20 protein-coding genes are annotated in these 15,567 nt (G+C 37.2%); 8 read left to right on the top strand and 12 right to left on the bottom strand.

What is annotated here, in order from left to right; translation table 11 throughout:
- Nucleotides 1–293 precede the first annotated feature (293 nt).
- The 4 genes from MHI34_RS00165 to MHI34_RS00150 all read right to left on the bottom strand — a co-directional run bounded on the left by MHI34_RS00165 (nt 294) and on the right by MHI34_RS00150 (nt 3,002).
- Nucleotides 294–1,562, bottom strand: coding sequence for a PTS ascorbate transporter subunit IIC (locus MHI34_RS00165; protein WP_036127027.1), 1,269 nt, complete (start codon nt 1,560–1,562; stop codon nt 294–296).
- 33 nt (nt 1,563–1,595) lie between these two features.
- Nucleotides 1,596–1,859 carry a PTS sugar transporter subunit IIB gene (locus MHI34_RS00160; protein WP_342504016.1) on the bottom strand — a complete coding sequence of 88 codons (264 nt, stop codon included), beginning with the start codon at nt 1,857–1,859 and terminating at the stop codon, nt 1,596–1,598.
- Nucleotides 1,856–2,314, bottom strand: coding sequence for a PTS sugar transporter subunit IIA (locus tag MHI34_RS00155; protein ID WP_342504015.1), 459 nt, complete (start codon nt 2,312–2,314; stop codon nt 1,856–1,858). Before MHI34_RS00155 ends, MHI34_RS00160 begins: the two co-directional genes overlap by 4 nt.
- Before the next feature lie 490 nt (nt 2,315–2,804).
- A complete protein-coding gene (locus tag MHI34_RS00150; RefSeq protein ID WP_231745049.1) occupies nt 2,805–3,002 on the bottom strand; it encodes a hypothetical protein in 198 nt (65 codons plus the stop codon).
- A 128-nt stretch (nt 3,003–3,130) separates the two neighbouring features.
- Here MHI34_RS00150 and MHI34_RS00145 point away from each other — a divergent pair, with 128 nt between their 5' ends.
- The 6 genes from MHI34_RS00145 to MHI34_RS00120 all read left to right on the top strand — a co-directional run bounded on the left by MHI34_RS00145 (nt 3,131) and on the right by MHI34_RS00120 (nt 8,178).
- Nucleotides 3,131–4,327, top strand: a complete 1,197-nt coding sequence (locus MHI34_RS00145) for a hypothetical protein (protein ID WP_342504014.1) — start codon at nt 3,131–3,133, stop codon at nt 4,325–4,327.
- Between the two features lie 255 nt (nt 4,328–4,582).
- Entirely contained in the window at nt 4,583–4,720 is a 138-nt protein-coding gene (locus tag MHI34_RS00140) for a hypothetical protein (RefSeq protein ID WP_271912702.1), read from the top strand.
- A 191-nt stretch (nt 4,721–4,911) separates the two neighbouring features.
- Entirely contained in the window at nt 4,912–6,210 is a 1,299-nt protein-coding gene (locus MHI34_RS00135) for a M48 family metallopeptidase (protein ID WP_058844270.1), read from the top strand.
- Between the two features lie 87 nt (nt 6,211–6,297).
- Nucleotides 6,298–7,113, top strand: coding sequence for a YitT family protein (locus MHI34_RS00130; RefSeq protein ID WP_036127018.1), 816 nt, complete (start codon nt 6,298–6,300; stop codon nt 7,111–7,113).
- Between the two features lie 86 nt (nt 7,114–7,199).
- Entirely contained in the window at nt 7,200–7,574 is a 375-nt protein-coding gene (locus MHI34_RS00125) for an MmcQ/YjbR family DNA-binding protein (protein ID WP_036127016.1), read from the top strand.
- 58 nt (nt 7,575–7,632) lie between these two features.
- Complete coding sequence (locus MHI34_RS00120) at nt 7,633–8,178, top strand: hypothetical protein (RefSeq protein WP_058844271.1); 546 nt, start codon at nt 7,633–7,635, stop codon at nt 8,176–8,178.
- A 65-nt stretch (nt 8,179–8,243) separates the two neighbouring features.
- Here the strand turns inward: MHI34_RS00120 and MHI34_RS00115 are convergent, their stop codons facing one another.
- The 6 genes from MHI34_RS00115 to MHI34_RS00090 all read right to left on the bottom strand — a co-directional run bounded on the left by MHI34_RS00115 (nt 8,244) and on the right by MHI34_RS00090 (nt 12,152).
- Nucleotides 8,244–8,588 carry a GIY-YIG nuclease family protein gene (locus MHI34_RS00115; protein ID WP_036127012.1) on the bottom strand — a complete coding sequence of 115 codons (345 nt, stop codon included), beginning with the start codon at nt 8,586–8,588 and terminating at the stop codon, nt 8,244–8,246.
- 17 nt (nt 8,589–8,605) lie between these two features.
- On the bottom strand, nt 8,606–9,361 hold the full coding sequence (locus tag MHI34_RS00110) for a DUF2087 domain-containing protein (protein WP_036127011.1): 756 nt from the start codon (nt 9,359–9,361) through the stop codon (nt 8,606–8,608).
- Nucleotides 9,362–9,495: 134 nt separating this feature from the next.
- Nucleotides 9,496–10,371, bottom strand: coding sequence for an ABC transporter permease (locus tag MHI34_RS00105; RefSeq protein WP_089933308.1), 876 nt, complete (start codon nt 10,369–10,371; stop codon nt 9,496–9,498).
- Nucleotides 10,371–11,291, bottom strand: a complete 921-nt coding sequence (locus MHI34_RS00100) for an ABC transporter ATP-binding protein (RefSeq protein ID WP_089933307.1) — start codon at nt 11,289–11,291, stop codon at nt 10,371–10,373. Before MHI34_RS00100 ends, MHI34_RS00105 begins: the two co-directional genes overlap by 1 nt.
- Nucleotides 11,292–11,296: 5 nt before the next feature.
- Nucleotides 11,297–11,701, bottom strand: a complete 405-nt coding sequence (locus tag MHI34_RS00095; RefSeq protein ID WP_089933304.1) for a DUF3021 domain-containing protein — start codon at nt 11,699–11,701, stop codon at nt 11,297–11,299.
- A gap of 1 nt (nt 11,702) precedes the next feature.
- A complete protein-coding gene (locus MHI34_RS00090) occupies nt 11,703–12,152 on the bottom strand; it encodes a LytTR family DNA-binding domain-containing protein (protein ID WP_036127005.1) in 450 nt (149 codons plus the stop codon).
- Nucleotides 12,153–12,352: 200 nt separating this feature from the next.
- Between MHI34_RS00090 and MHI34_RS00085 the strand changes: the two genes are divergently transcribed.
- Nucleotides 12,353–13,381: an AbrB family transcriptional regulator gene (locus MHI34_RS00085; protein ID WP_058844275.1), complete on the top strand. Its 1,029-nt coding sequence runs from the start codon at nt 12,353–12,355 to the stop codon at nt 13,379–13,381.
- 40 nt (nt 13,382–13,421) lie between these two features.
- Here the strand turns inward: MHI34_RS00085 and MHI34_RS00080 are convergent, their stop codons facing one another.
- Nucleotides 13,422–14,348 carry a methyl-accepting chemotaxis protein gene (locus MHI34_RS00080; RefSeq protein ID WP_342504013.1) on the bottom strand — a complete coding sequence of 309 codons (927 nt, stop codon included), beginning with the start codon at nt 14,346–14,348 and terminating at the stop codon, nt 13,422–13,424.
- A complete protein-coding gene (locus MHI34_RS00075) occupies nt 14,345–15,115 on the bottom strand; it encodes a cache domain-containing protein (RefSeq protein WP_342504012.1) in 771 nt (256 codons plus the stop codon). Before MHI34_RS00075 ends, MHI34_RS00080 begins: the two co-directional genes overlap by 4 nt.
- 230 nt (nt 15,116–15,345) lie before the next feature.
- Here MHI34_RS00075 and MHI34_RS00070 point away from each other — a divergent pair, with 230 nt between their 5' ends.
- A complete protein-coding gene (locus MHI34_RS00070; protein ID WP_342504011.1) occupies nt 15,346–15,486 on the top strand; it encodes an RAxF-45 family protein in 141 nt (46 codons plus the stop codon).
- Nucleotides 15,487–15,567 lie beyond the last annotated feature (81 nt).

The following is a 15,567-nucleotide window of genomic DNA, read 5'->3' as shown; positions in this document are numbered from 1 at the left end:
GAAGTGATGTGTGACAACACCCCACCATAAAAGAGTAGTGAATACCTTCACTTTTTTGCTAAAAAGTGAACATTTTTATTTTATGGATTGGAGTGGAAGGCTACTTGACTCCCGTGGGAATAGCGAGATAGGCGAGCCCCTGCACGGAGGAAGCGGCTCGGCGCTCGCCCACAGGAAAGCAAGTAGCCTGCAACGGAAATCCTTTTTCACCTTTCACATAAATTCTATGGATGGTTTTGTTTTTCAACACTATGAAAGCCTAACGCAGATAGCGTTAGGCTTTACTATATGTTCTAAACAGCTCCGAATAATTTTAATAGATTAATAATAATAATGCCGATAACACCGAAATCTGAATCGCCAAAGGTTGTGCCTTCATAGCCGATGTCGCCCATAAAGATTAGGAGTATGGCTGGAATAAAGCTAATTAATAGACCGTTAGCAAAGGCCCCAGACATGGCACCGATTCTGCCGCCTGTAGCATTGCCAAAGACGCCAGCTGCAGCTCCCGTGAAGAAATGGGGAACGAGGCCAGGAACAATCACTTTTAAACCAATGAAGGGGAGGATAAACATAGAGACAAGTCCTGCTAAAAAACTAAAGATGAAACCAATGATGACAGCGTTTGGTGCAAAGGGGAAAATAGTTGGGCAATCTAGTGCTGGTTTTGTGTTTGGGACAAGCTTATCAGCAATGCCTTTAAAGGCTGGAATAATTTCAGCAATTAACATACGGACACCCGCCAAAATAATATAGACACCTGCAGCGAATGTGATCGCTTGCATAATAGCGAAAATAATAAAATTAGAGCCAGCTGATAATTGTGCCTCAATATAGGAGGGGCCTGCGAAAAGGGCAACAATGACAAAGAATACGCTCATTGTTAAAGAAATAGCGACAGAGGTATCTCGTAAAAAGCCTAATGATTTTGGAACCTGTATGTCCTCAGTTGATTTCGTTTTATTACCAAAGAGCTTACCAATCTTTGCAGAAACATAGTAGCCAACACTGCCGAAGTGACCTACAGCAAAATCATCACTACCTGTTATTTGCCGAACAGTGGGTTGTAAAATGGCAGGGAACACTACCATACAAAGACCAAGAATGATAGACCCTACGATAATAAGAGGTGTACCACTCATTCCACCAACTGACAATGAAGCCGCGATTAAACAAGCCATAAATAATGTATGATGCCCAGTTAAAAAGATATACTTTAATGGCGTAAATCGCGCAAATAATAGATTCATTATCATACCAAATACCATTATCAATGCTGTAGCTGTACCAAAATTAGTCTGAGCAGCTGCCACGATGGCCTCGTTGTTGGGAATGACTCCCTGTACTTGAAAGGCATGATCAAACATTTTACTAAAATGGTCTAACGAGCCAATCAAGACAGTGGCACCAGCACCAAGAATGACAAAGCCCATAATTGTTTTGAATGTACCTGAAAGAACAGTGGAGCTAGATTTTTTTTGAATGAGTAAACCAATAAAAGCGAATAGGCCGACTAGTATAGCTGGTGTTCCTAAAATGTCATGCATGATAACATCCAACATATCAACACCTCATCCTATCCAAATTTTCCGTACTTAAAGCAAAGGTTCTAGCTTTTCTTTTATTTCCACAATACTCATCATATTGACGATGCTCACAATGGTTCCATTGCCTTTCGCTAATTCATTCACAATGTCTGCTGCCCCTAAATAAATATCTGCTTTCTCCGCCTTTGCAGATGCTAAATCTGTATGGGTTACCTCAGCATTTTTATCCAATGCCTCTAATGCTTTTTTTACATTCCATTCTAAAATCAAGCTACTACCTAAACCATTTCCACACACGACTAAAATTTTCATTCTGGTGACTCCTTTGTCGTATATTGTTTGATTTTTTCACAAATCATGTCTGCATGCTGACAGGCAATCAGGCCTTCAATCTGGTCAGGGTCTTGTAATACTGCTGCCAAATCAGCTAACGCCTGTAGATGTGACGTATTGTCGATGGCAGCTAACACAATTAGTAAGTAAACAGGCTGATTAGGGTTAAAAAAAACAGGCTGTTGTAACCGGAGCAAACTCATGGCAAGCTCATAAACACCATCAGATGGCCGTGCATGGGGAATGGCCACTTTTGGTGTAATGACGATGTAGGAGCCATATTGCTCAATAGATTGAATCATGGCTTCGACATAGCGTTGCTCAATTTTATTTTGCTGTACTAATGGTCTTGCAGCTAAATGAATCGCTTCTTGCCACGAATGGACAAAGTTTGCAAGCTGTATACAATCCTTTGTCAGAAGCCTAGTTAGCAAGGACAACCCTCCTTTCTTAAAAATATCCTCCCATTTCATGTTATTACGACTACCTGTGGAATTATGTCATAACAGGGGACATTTTTAATTGCTTTGCTACATCGTAAACCGAAGTTTTGACAAATTCATCAAGGGTATGATCTAGATAGAAAAGTCACGTTTTTTCCAAAGGTCAGCATTTTTTATGATGCTCACAGAATCCAGCTCAATCGTATAAGTAGAAGGCTGGAAAGGGTCCATCCACTTCTCAATGAAGTGATTAGTGGAGCTAGAAGAGGTATGCAATAAAAGCTTATTTTTAAGAATATCTTCTTTGGTGCTGTCCTATTAAGTCGCTAGTTTGTGTGAAGGGCTAAATGCCAAAACAAGTGCATCTTCCCCAATTGTTTCGTAATGCAGGAAGGGATTTTCCTGTTGGGTCTCTATGATAAGCCCGAAATCTAATTCTTGAAGTGCTCTTTTTTTTCAATTTCAGGTGCTGTTTTTATGTCTAATGAAATGCGGATATCTGGTAAGCTGTTGAAACTTGATGAATTAAATTTGGCATAAAAATATGAGCAGGTAAGCCACTTGCCCCAAAACGTAATGTCCCGATATGCCCTGCTAAAAGATTTTCTATAAAACGATTCATATCCTTTTGAAGTTGAACGATTTGACGAGTGTAGTGATATACGCCTTCTCCTGCCAACGAAAGGTGTTTTGATTTTATTTGTCCCTTCAGTATGAAGACAGCTATATCGAGAAGAGATCTATTTTTATGTTACTATTTTTGAATAGTGAAGAGTGATTTTATGGTAATTAAGAGGAGGATATAATATGGTGCAAACAGTTATTTTAGAAGGATTTGAAAATCGTCAACTTATTACGACACAATCAAAAGTAGAGCCATATAATATGTATATTATGAGTAGAGATATAAGTGAAAGTTGGAGCTATTTAACTGGTTATTATGAAGGTATTGTTCGCTATAATTATCAACTTAATCAAGTTGATCAATTGCTAATTCCGAATGGATTTCAGTTATCAAGTAATTCTTTTTATAATGAATATTTTTATTGCAGCAGATTGATGTGGGAAGGAAAAACTGCAAATTTAATATTAAACCAAATTGATTGCAAAAACCTAATTTTAAAAGATTCAATAACATTAAAAATAGAGGATAATAGTTCCAATCCTGAGCATTCTTCTTTATCTGAAACAGAGCTGTATGGCTTGGGAGAAAGATATTTAGTTGTATGTGTACCACAGATAGAATCGCAAAAATTTACTAGGCACTCAAATTGTATTCTCGTAGATTTTTTAGAAAATAAGTATTACTCAATACCTGAAAAAATAGGACAGGATGATACCTTTTTAAATGTTAATAACATAAAAGTAATTGATAAAAAAAATAAAAAATTCGTTTATTTTACAACTGGCTCATTATCCTACAGTAATAAAAAAAATGCATGGAATCATAGGGAAAAGGAAAATTCAAATTTTACTGAGAGCATTGTAATCATTGACTATAACTTATTTATAGAACAAATAAAAAATGATTTGCCAATTTCAGAGACTTGTATAGTAGGTCAATGTGATAATAGTGAAAGCTTTGTATTGGAAAATAATAAAAACGAATGTGTTTATTGGTATAAACATAATCTTAGAGATGAAACATATATTTTGAAAATATTTAATCCATTCAGTGAAAATTATCTAGAAAGAATTATTGATGGGAAGTATGATGTCATCTATTTCTTTAATGATGATTTATATGGAGTAAAAGAAAGCGAACATACACAAGTATTATATGATGCCAGTAATAATAAGGAGTTATATACAGTAGAAAATTCAAGTTATTTCTATTATGGAAACAAAGAATGGATTGTTTTCTTTGAAAATCCAACTAATAGTTTTAATATGAAATGGATTGTTTATGATTTAATTCATAACAAAGAAGTTGCTTCAATGGAAAGCCCTCATCCAACAGTAGATTATATTAAAGAAAATAATACGATTATATTTATAAAATAATTGCCTCTCCTCTTTTTGCTTGGGGTATGGTAGCAGGGAGTACGAAGGGAGCCTATCATACTTTTGTCTCTTACGATACGGTTGATGCGAGTGCTGCCCAAAAATTGATTCTCGAAAATTCGGCAAAGAAATTGTAAATTGGCATTCAGAAGCATGGTATAAAAATACGTTAGCTCAGGCAGTAGAATATGGATTTGCTAATGCCATAACTTATAAAGAAGCTTTCTAGAGCAAGAAGCGTACAAAGGAGACATTATGGTGGAGCTTTCTACAAAAGCAGATAATGCCAACCAAGTGGCTGTTATCGAAAAGCAATGGTATGAGCAGCTATTATCTGCAGGCTACTTAAGTATAGATCAGCGTGGAAAAACCGCATTTGTCATGAATAAATAAGTAAGAACATAATAAATTCGCAGCATTTTGAAACAATGAGAAAGATTTTGTATGCTCATTGATAGAATTGAGGCGAATTTTTCCTTTGTGAACAGAGATATTAAAAAAGTAGGTCTATGTTGTTCTAACTTTGATATTTTGGCTTACACTTACTATAGGACGAACTTTGGATGATATGAGGGGGAATTAACATAGCGAAGAAAATGGGCATTGTTACGCTGCTATTATTCGGTGTTTACGTGCTTTGTATGTACTGGTATATATTCCATAGCGGCGGAGGAAAAATACCTAGCGCCTTACAAGGAACGGTGGCAGATCCAGTAATGTTTATGTCTGGTAAGGAGCTTTTTTTAAGTGGTGAATATTCAAAAATACGGAATTTTTTATTCTTTGTAGCGACTCCTTTGGAATGGCTTATTTACTTTTTGATTTTATTATTGGGCATCTCCCGTTATTTTGAAAAAGTGACGACCTCCCAAACGAAGTGGAAGCTATTGCAAAGTGCAGGCTACCTATTCCTGCTATCCCTATTGCTCTATATTGTTTTATTCCCGCTTGATTATTATCGCTATTACCTCAGCAAAAGCTATGGCATCAGTACGCAAGCATTTGCGTCTTGGATGAAAGATGGTGTTATTGATTTTTGGGTGAACTTTGGGATGAGCTTCATCATTGTGACGGTTATTTATTGGCTCATTAAAAAGAGCGAGAAACGGTGGTGGCTTTACGCTTGGCTATTAACCATCCCCTTTACAATCTTTGTGATGTTCATCCAGCCAGTTGTCATTGATCCTTTGTACAATGATTTTTATCCGTTAAAAAATAAAGAGCTGGAAACGAAGATACTCTCAATTGCTGAGCAGGCGAATATACCAGCAGAGCATGTTTATGAGGTCAATATGGCACAAAAGACCAACTCCTTAAATGCTTATGTGACAGGGATTGGTAGCAATTCGAGAATTGTACTGTGGGATACCACATTAAATAGACTGACGGACAATGAAATTTTATTTATCATGGCACATGAGATGGGCCATTATGTAGAAAAGCATATTTATTTTGGCATTGCAGGTTATTTATTGCTTACGTTGGTGGGGTTATGGTTTACAGCGAAGGTTATGCGACGTTTGGTTGGACGCTATGGACAGGTACTGAAAATCAATAAAGTTGGCAGCATTAGCTCATATCCATTATTTTTGCTCATTACCTCTATATTGTTATTTGCCTCTAATCCAGTGTCGAACTTCATCTCAAGATATCAGGAGACAAGAGCAGATCAGTATGCAATTAACCTCATGAATGATCGTGAAGCGGCCGTAACAGCTTTTCAAAAACTAACGATTTCAGGATTAAGTGAGGTCAACCCTCCGCTTCTTGTTAAATGGTTCCGCTATACACATCCGCCGATGCTAGAGCGTATTTATAAGGTGGCCGATACAGGTGATCACAAACAGACTGCCCCTTTAAAGGAAGAACAGAAGAAAAAGTAGGAATATAGGTTTTTCATCAGCAGAAATTGGGTAATCTATGAGAAAGATATATCAAAATTTGGTCGTTGATTGATAGGGGATATCATTATGCGTAATGTGATTATAATTACTCTTTCTTCCATTTTAGTGGCCTTTGCCTATAATTATTTATTAATTCCCCATGAAATCTTGAGTGGTGGATTGAGTGGTATCGCCATCATGCTTGGCATTATTACCCCTTGGAATACAGGGGTATTAAATTTACTGCTTAATTTGCCTTTACTGATTTTAGGTGTGATGAAGCTTGGTAAGCGATTTATCAGCTATACGATTCTTTCTGTAGCCGTTTTGTCCGTGAGTTTATATGTTATTCCAATTCACAAGGCAACACAAGATCCTATCCTTGCATCCCTATTTGGAGGAGTTATTGTAGGCTTTGCGATGGGTATGATTTTTCGTGCAGCAGGCTCCTCTGGGGGCTTTGATATTATTGCCATGCTACTAAGTCGTAAACGAGATTTTCCACTCGGTACATTAATTGCTGCTATGAATGGTGTTGTAGTGGCAGCTTCTGGCTTTGTCTTTAGCTGGGACGCGGCATTATTAACGCTTGTTTCCATTTATGCAACAGGAAAAGTGGTAGATACGATTCATACAAGCCATATTAAATTAACGTTGATGATTATTACGAGTAAAGGGGAAGAAGTCAAGCAGCAGCTGTTGCAAAAACTTCATCGTGGTGTAACGATTATCGATGCGAAGGGAGCCTACTCTGGTGAAGGACGAAAAGTGTTAATCACTGTCATTACGCGTTATCAACTCGCGGATGTAAAAAGTACGATTAAGGAAACCGATCCAAAGTCGTTTGTGAATATCCTACAGACAACAGAGGTTATGGGCATGTTTGATCGAAGTACGAACTAAATAAGGCTAGTCCCTACACACGTTTTAGGTTATACTAACCATAATCGAACGTGTGTTTTATTTTGTGTCGAAAGGGGAAGAAATAGATGGAAAAAGAAATGATTCATGCTCATTGTCTACAACTACAGGGAACGATTTATGACTATAAGGAGGAATGGCAAGCAGACCGCTATCATATTGGTGGGAAAATGTATGCCATGATTGGGGGAAATGCTACAGGTAAGCCTGTATTAACGTTAAAATGCGAACCTGCACGAGCAGAGGAATTACGAGAATCCTTTGTCAGTATTATACCTGGCTACTATATGAATAAAACGCATTGGAACTCCATTTATATGGATGCTGAAGATGTCCCGATGGATTTGGTAGAGAATCTTATTAAGCATTCGTATGAGCTTGTTTTCAGTAAATTAACGAAAAAAGTACAGCAAGAAATTCAGTTGTTAGAAGTGACAAAATAAACAAAGAAAGTTAAACTGTCTCAATCCAACTGAAAATGCTATAGGGTGGAGAAAATAGATGAGAAAATTCTTGTTATTAGCAATAGTCACTTTGAGCGCTTTATTATTGTTAGGAGGCTATCGTTTAACTGCATTAAGCGCTGCAAAAGCCAATTTTTTTATGACACCTGAGTATAAGATTGTTGAAAAGATTCAAGAAGGACACGATATTTTTTATTTGTTTAAGCGTGATAAAAAAGAAATCTATCAAACTGTTTTGGTACAAAAAAACGTATTTCTATATAAAAGGGTTTATGCTACAGGTATCTCCTCCACGAATGATTCCTTAGAGACAATAGGAGGCATGAGCTATCGTTTGAATCATGAAGGAACTTTGTTTGTTGTATTATCTCATGATGAAAATGTTTCCTATATAACAATTAACTCAAAGCAAGGAATTATCAAAAAATCCATTGAACATAGTAAACTAGTTTCGTTTTATATACCTTATGCGCAGCAAATTGATTTATTAGAAGCTGTTGCTTATGATAAGAACGATCGCCCAATCTATTATTATGGCTATGATGATGCTGATAATTTAAGATGGAATCGTGTGGATGAATAAAAAATAGCTGAGGGAACTGTTAAATTTTCATTTGCTTGATCCCACAGCTATCTATTGGATAAATCCTAAGAATTATACCCACGCTCACCATAAGGATTTAGCGTGTCGAGCCATTTTTGCTCTAGCTTTTCAAGCTCTTTTTTGGCATCAAAATAACCCTCTTCCTTCTTCTTTAAATACTCAACGATTTTCACCTCGAAAGCATCTTGACCAAATGAATTGTAGTCCGCTTGAAGCTCCTTATTCGTATGTGTATTCGTTTTGAGCATAAACTGAAAACCATTTAAACGTTTTAAATTATTAAAGCTCCCCACAAACACTTTCCCAGTTTCTGTATTAGTCATCGTAAAAACGCCCGCTTCAATTTTCATGTCCTTATACATCTCTTTTAACTCTTTTTTATGATCCATTTCAAAAACCTGCCTTCTTATTTTTTAACCCAGTAAGCGCTACCGTCAGCTTTGCGGTCCAGAAAACCGTATTCAATTAAGTAGCGACGTATATGAACGTAGTCTTCATACATCGGTTTGATGATTTCATTTAATTCTTTTTCTGTATATTGTTTTTCTTTGTCAAAAAGCATTGTAATGGCACGAAGTACTATAATTTTTTGTTTTTCACGCTTAGGAAAACGAACTAGCTCCTTGCCAACACCATGTGGAAATAATTTCGCCAATAATTGCTGTTCTTCTGAGAGAGTGACATTATAGCGATCGTCAACCATTGTAGCTGTTTTATGAATAGACACAAATGGTTCCTCCTTTCGATCTTGTTCCTTCAATAATTCCATCATTACCAACAATGTTTTGGCTTGGCGTTCCTTTTCCTTTAAAGCAAAACGATGATGGCGAATGGTCGTGGCACTACCAATCTCTAATTCCTCTTTTATTTCCTGATCTGATCTACCTTCATAAAATAAGCGTAAAATATGGCTTTGATGTTCTGTTAAGCCTGTCATTTTTTTATTGAGACCGTTTAAATAATGAAAAACAGATTGATGTGTCATTGTCATATGCTGCTGCATCATTTTTTCGGCTTCATACAATAAGCCTTCATAAGGATAAATGATTCCTTTCTCTACTTTTTCACCGCACAGAAGGCAGGTGAAATGTGTTCCCTCATTGGTATAACCCTTTTTGAGGTCATCGATAGGAGCTTGCCAAAATAGTTCATTTACATCCATAGGGGAATCCTCCATAAATACAAACAATATTTATTTTTGTTTATTAATTTATATTTAAAATAACAAATTGTTTGTTTAAATGCAATAAAAAACACATCGTTTCCTAAACGATGTGTAAATCTGTTAGCTAAAATTTATTTATATTTTCTTTTAAATAACATCATAGATGCTAGCGCAAGTATGACGATTGTACAAACGATAATGATGAGGCTAGTCGAAGTGCTGAGTATTTTTCCATGAAGCTCATAGACAATGCCATAATTGATTTTATAGTCTTCCACATAGGAAGCAGGCACACCTTCGAAAACATCGCCAATAGAGCTATCCATAAATGCATTGCGTAACAGTAATGTTGTATGACTAATGGGGAAATACATGATTAAATTTTGAGCAAAGCCTGGTAGAGCACCAAGAGGTACATAGACACCACATAAAAAGCCGAGTACTGTCCCGACGATTGTGCCGAGTGTTGAAAAAGCATTTTGCGTGGACACAAATAATGACAGAAAGAAATTAAAGACACTCGCTAGCAGGACAGATAAAAACAAAATGCCGAGTACATGAACAAAATCCCCAAGGCTTAGGAGCTTACCACCTGTTGCTACAAGAAAGATTTCACAGCCGATGAGTGCGATAAAGGAAAAAATACTACCGATGATAAACGCATTGATGACATAGCTTAGCTGAATCGTTGAACGGGAAAGGGGAGCTGTTAAAAAATCTGCTTGTGCTTTTGACTCCTGATCCTTAACGGCAATGCCATATGCACCGAGTGTAGTAGAAACAGCAATCATGGACAGTAATCCTGCTACAAGCCATTCATTGACCATCGTCATTAATTCTGGTGTTGCTTCTGTTAGTCGTTCAATGGCATCTACCTGCATTTTTTGGAGAAAGACAGCGTACAGCACAATGACAATAATGACTGACAGTAGGGAGAAGAATACCTGCGTTTTATCTCTTCTAAATACTTTATTATTCCGCTGAACTAGACTAATTAATGCTTCCACTACGCGATCTCCTCCTCTGCCATAATATGAAGAAAGACATCATCCATCGATCCTTTAATGACCTCAAAGGAAGCAATGAGTTTCTCTGCTTGTTTTAATAGGGTCAGCGCATGTAGAGTAGAGGATAAACGAATAGTATATATCCCTTGTTTCTCTGTATAAGAGAGCGCATTTTCCTCTAGCCACCTTACACCTTTCAATGGATTGTGAAAAACGAGAGCCATTGAATCATAGGCATATTTTGTTTTCAGCGCATCGGGTGTACCCTGCGCGACAATTGTCCCTTGCTTTAAGACAAGGACTTGATGGGCTACTGCTGCTTCCTCCATATAATGAGTTGTTAAAAAAACGGTCATATTAGTTTTCTGTTGAAGCTGCTTGATAGCCTGCCAAACGAATTGTCGTGTTTGTGGATCTAAACCCGTTGTAGGCTCATCTAGAAATAAAATACTAGGGCGATGAATAAGTGCACGAGCGATATCTGCTCGTCTTTTTTGTCCACCAGATAATGTTCCGTATTTTTGCTTTTCAATATCATCTAAATGCAAATAGGTGGAGACAAATTGATAATTTTCTGTGAGCTGTGTTTTTGATAAACCATATGTTTGACCACGATGCAGGATATTTTCGCGCACAGTTAATCGTTCATCTAATATACTTTGCTGGAAAACGACACCGATGGATTTGCGAATATCCCCATTATCATTGCTTGCGTCAAGAGTGAAACCATTGATGGTTACTTGACCGCTTGATTTTTTTAATAATGTACAAAGTATTTCAATGGTAGTAGATTTACCAGCACCATTTGCCCCTAAAAAAGCAAATAGAGTGCCTTGTTCAACTGTAAAAGAAATGCCTTTGACAGCTTGCTGTTCGCCATAGTGTTTACATAAATTCTCAACTTCTATTGCAATGGTCATCTTTGTTAATCCTTTCTTTTTTGAATTTCTCGATTCATTTTTTCAATATCCCTTATTTGAAAAACATATATAATACACCAAACAATGGAATAAATGATGGCTTCCGATAGCAACACATATTTCACACCTGAATGCTCAAACCAATTCCCGAAGTAGCCTGCCGTTAATACACATGCTGTGACAACTATTAAATGTAAAAGTAGCTGAATCGTAAAAGGTATTGGCTCGATATCAAAAATGGCGGAAAATAGTCCAATCGCAATACCAAGAAGGGTAGCAATGATAATCTCCTCCAGTAATTCTGCTCCTGACATAACCGCATTGTTTGAAAGGACGCTTAATGTGACTAAGATGTAAGAAGAGCTAAGGGAAATGAGTAGTCCAATAATCATCATGCGTAAATACTTCATGCTATAGATCCCTCCCAATACCTAAATGTCGCTTTAATTCTTTTAAGTATTTTCGACTGACATGAATGGCTACTTCATTTTCGAGTAATAGTTGTGTAGTGCCGATTTTGCCCATTTGAATAGAGGCGATTTTATGGATATTGACAAGTGTAGATTTGCTCACGCGTACAAAATCTTTGGCTAGCTGTGCCTCTAGCTCATATAATTTTCGCTTTGACTCAAACTCTTGCTCATCCGTTTGCAAAAATACTTTGGCACCCTCCGCGTAAATGGAATAAATATCAGAAATTTTTAATAGATGAATTTCTTGTTGGAAATACCCGTCTAGCATCGTCGTTTGGGATGCTTGAAGCTGCTTCATCAATCTTTCAATTTGCTCATTATATTCCTTGGCATGAATATGAACCTCTGTTTCTTCAAGTTCATGATTGATGGTTAAATGAATTTTCATAGGAGGCCTCCTTTTAAAACACTGAATCAGGTATGACTAATGTAGCATAGAAAATTTTAACAAGGATAAAATCTTCGATAAGAGGTTTTATTTTCTAGATAACGGGTTCTTTTTAAGCGATACAGTTCACAAGTCGGCCCGGTAGAAAAAAAGATACTTAAACGTCATAATAGGCTTATCGAGTTGAAGGGGTTGCTACCATGTTTGTTTTTGATAAGCATATGTTCATCACATTATGCATTGGTTTAATAGGTGCTGTGATTTTTCAATTTTTACATATACCGATGCCTTGGTTGCTAGGTGCGATTACAGCGGTGCTCATCGTGCAACTGTCAACCAACGTACAATTGAAATGGCATCATTCTTTTCGTAATATTGGTTTAATCGTAGCGGGGTATTCCATTGGCTATGCTTTTACACCAGAGGCTGTTCAGGATATTAAGCTTTTTTTAGGGAGCATGGTCATTTTAAATATATTATTTATTTTGCTATTTTTCGCTGTTAGTTTTCTTGTAGCAAAGCGCACCGATTTGGATTTTGCGACTGCCTTGACGTGCTGTGTCCCTGGTGGCATGTCACAGGTTGTGGCATTTGCTGAAGAACAAGAGGAGATGGATATGGTAGTTATTACGTTCTTTCAAATCCTTCGTGTCCTTTTAATCGTCGGCTTTGTTCCTTTAATGGTAGCAGGCGCTGGTAGTAGCAGTTCTATGATCGATGGAATGTATACATGGAATCTTGTTGGTATACTTGTGGTATGTGGTGTAGCAGGTTGGCTAGCTCAAAAGTTAAAAATTCCAACAGGCTATATGCTTGGACCAGTGTTTTTACTAATGGGTATTAATATGGCAGGGGTAGAGGTACCCAAGCTACCATTATCATTACTGCATATTGCTCAACTCATGCTAGGAATTTATATCGGCTTATTGTTGAAAAAAGAGGATCTTCATTTATCGAAGAAGCATATTTTTTATGCATTTGTCTCAGCAGGTATTTTTATCGGAGCAGCTTATGGTCTAACATTTGTGATGACAGTGTTGTACAGTCTCGACTTTAGGACAGGCTTTTTAAGCATTGTACCTGGGGGACTTGATCAAATGGGAATTATCGCCGCTTCTGTACATGCAAACGTGGCAATCGTGACGGCTTTTCAGCTATTCCGTGTACTAGTGGTCTCGATCTTCCTTGTGCCCGTGGTAAAAATGTTTGTGAAAAAAGTAAAAACATGAGGGGATAGTAGTACACTAAACCCTCATGTTTTTCTTTTATTTAATATTTAAATTGATGAATCAAATCCTGTAATGTTTCAGCGTTTCTCGTTAGCTGTGACGCAGCATCATTAATATCATCCATTGATAATAGATTGGTTTCCGCAATCTGAGTAACGACTTTTGATTGCTCACGAGCATCTATGGCAATTTCGGCCATAATTTGTGTGGAAGCATTGGCTTGTTCAATTCTTGCATATAACTCCTCTGCAATTCCTGAAACCTCTTGAATCTTATTCGTTACAAGCGACACTTTGGTTGTAATTTCTTCAAAGGCTTTACTTGTCGTGTGAACCACCTCGGCACTTGTTGTGGCTTCTTGCTTACTTTGCTGCATGTGAACGCGGGCTTCCTTAGAAAGCTGTTGCATAGTATGGATTGTGTCTGTAATTTCTGCTGCAGAAGTTTTGGATTGTTCCGCAAGTTTACGAACCTCTTCTGCAACGACAGCAAAGCCTTTGCCATGTTCACCAGCGCGTGCTGCTTCAATGGATGCATTGAGTGCTAGTAAATTCGTTTGCTCAGCAATCGCATGAATGACTTCTACAATTTCATCAATTTTATTAGCATGTGTGTCAAGGGCTGCAATGGAATTAGCACTTTCTTGAACAGCCTCTGACATCCTGCGCATTTGAAGCTGCATATCTTGTGCCGCTTCTTCTCCATGTTTAGCTGTATCCCAAGCATCGGATGCATAGGAGGATACTTCACCATTTGTTTCCGTAACGAGCTGAATCCCTCCAGCAATATCTTGCATTGCTTCAGCATTCTCATGAGCACTATGTTTTTGTGTACTCGCACCACTCGCTAATTCTTGCATATTAGCTGTTAATTTTTCTGTCGTTGCCGTAGTTGATCCCGCAGTGGCAGACAATTCCAAAGAGGATGCGGATACCTGATTGGCCGTTTCATCTACTTGTTGCATCATGCTTCGAAGGTGGTAAGCATGGCATTAAAGGATTTTGCGACTTGGCCAATTTCATCTTGCGAGTTCACCACAATTTGCTGAGTTAAATCGCCTTTCCCAGCTGAAATTGTTTCTAGCTGGTGATTTAATTGTTTCAAAGGTTTGACAATACCTCGTACGAAGAGCATGCCCGCAAGCACAGCAATGATAGCAGAAATCACAGCTATAATGCCCGTTTTTAGCAACATTTTTTGAGCTACTACATCAATGTCAGAAGAAGGTACGCCAGCGAAAATCATGCCAATAATTTCTCCATTTTTAGTTTTTATGGGTTTATATTTTGTAAAGTAGGGTTTACCCACAACTTCAGCTGTACCAGAATATATTTTCCCTTTTGTTAAAACTGTATCCGCTACTTTTGGATCGACAGTTGTGCCAATAGCACGTTGACCGTCAATGACAATATTTGTGTTAATACGTGTTTCTCCAGAAAAAATCGTAATCGCAGCCTGTGATAATTCTCCTAATGTATCAATAAGAGCTGTTTCTTTTGCGATGTTGACGTTTCCTTTGTACAGTTCCCCATTTTCTATTTGCCAATCACCTGGGTGTGTTTGATCAAGATTATGTATACTTACATCTAAAATTTGATTGAGCCTTGTTTGGTACTCATTTTCTAAAGTTTTTTTCATTTCGCTTGTATTCATGAGACCGATGGCAATTAGCACAAACCCAATGATAACTACAATTAATAAGCTCATTTTACTTTGCATTCCTAGCTTTTTCATTAAATGTCCCTCCACATTTTTAGCTACATCATAAAACATGCATGAAAAACCATTACCAATAACCTAAATATTGAAATTAATTGGTAAATAATTTCTATTTTATATTAGTATATAACTAGAATGTCTATTTGTATATTTATAAAATTTAATGATTAGTGAATTTTTTCCTTTCCAAATAATCTGACTAATGTTATGATACCTATAACTATTATGAACGGAGGTGAAAAGGAATGAATAAAAGCGCTACGAAAACATGTGTAAAAGTGGATACAGCTATGTATTTTGCACGTGTGATTACTTTCGATTTTGCGAACAACGGGATAGGTCTGTCCATTTTTAAGCAAAATCAAATAACAAACGTAGCGAATTAACCATTCTTTTTCACACATTTATATGAGAAGAAGACTGCTTGTTAAGGAGCAGTCTTTTTTGTGTTCTAAAGATGTTTTCGC

Source organism: Lysinibacillus sp. FSL L8-0126 (assembly GCF_038630385.1).
Lineage (GTDB): Bacteria > Bacillota > Bacilli > Bacillales_A > Planococcaceae > Lysinibacillus > Lysinibacillus fusiformis_D.
This window is presented reverse-complemented; position numbering and strand designations above follow the sequence as displayed.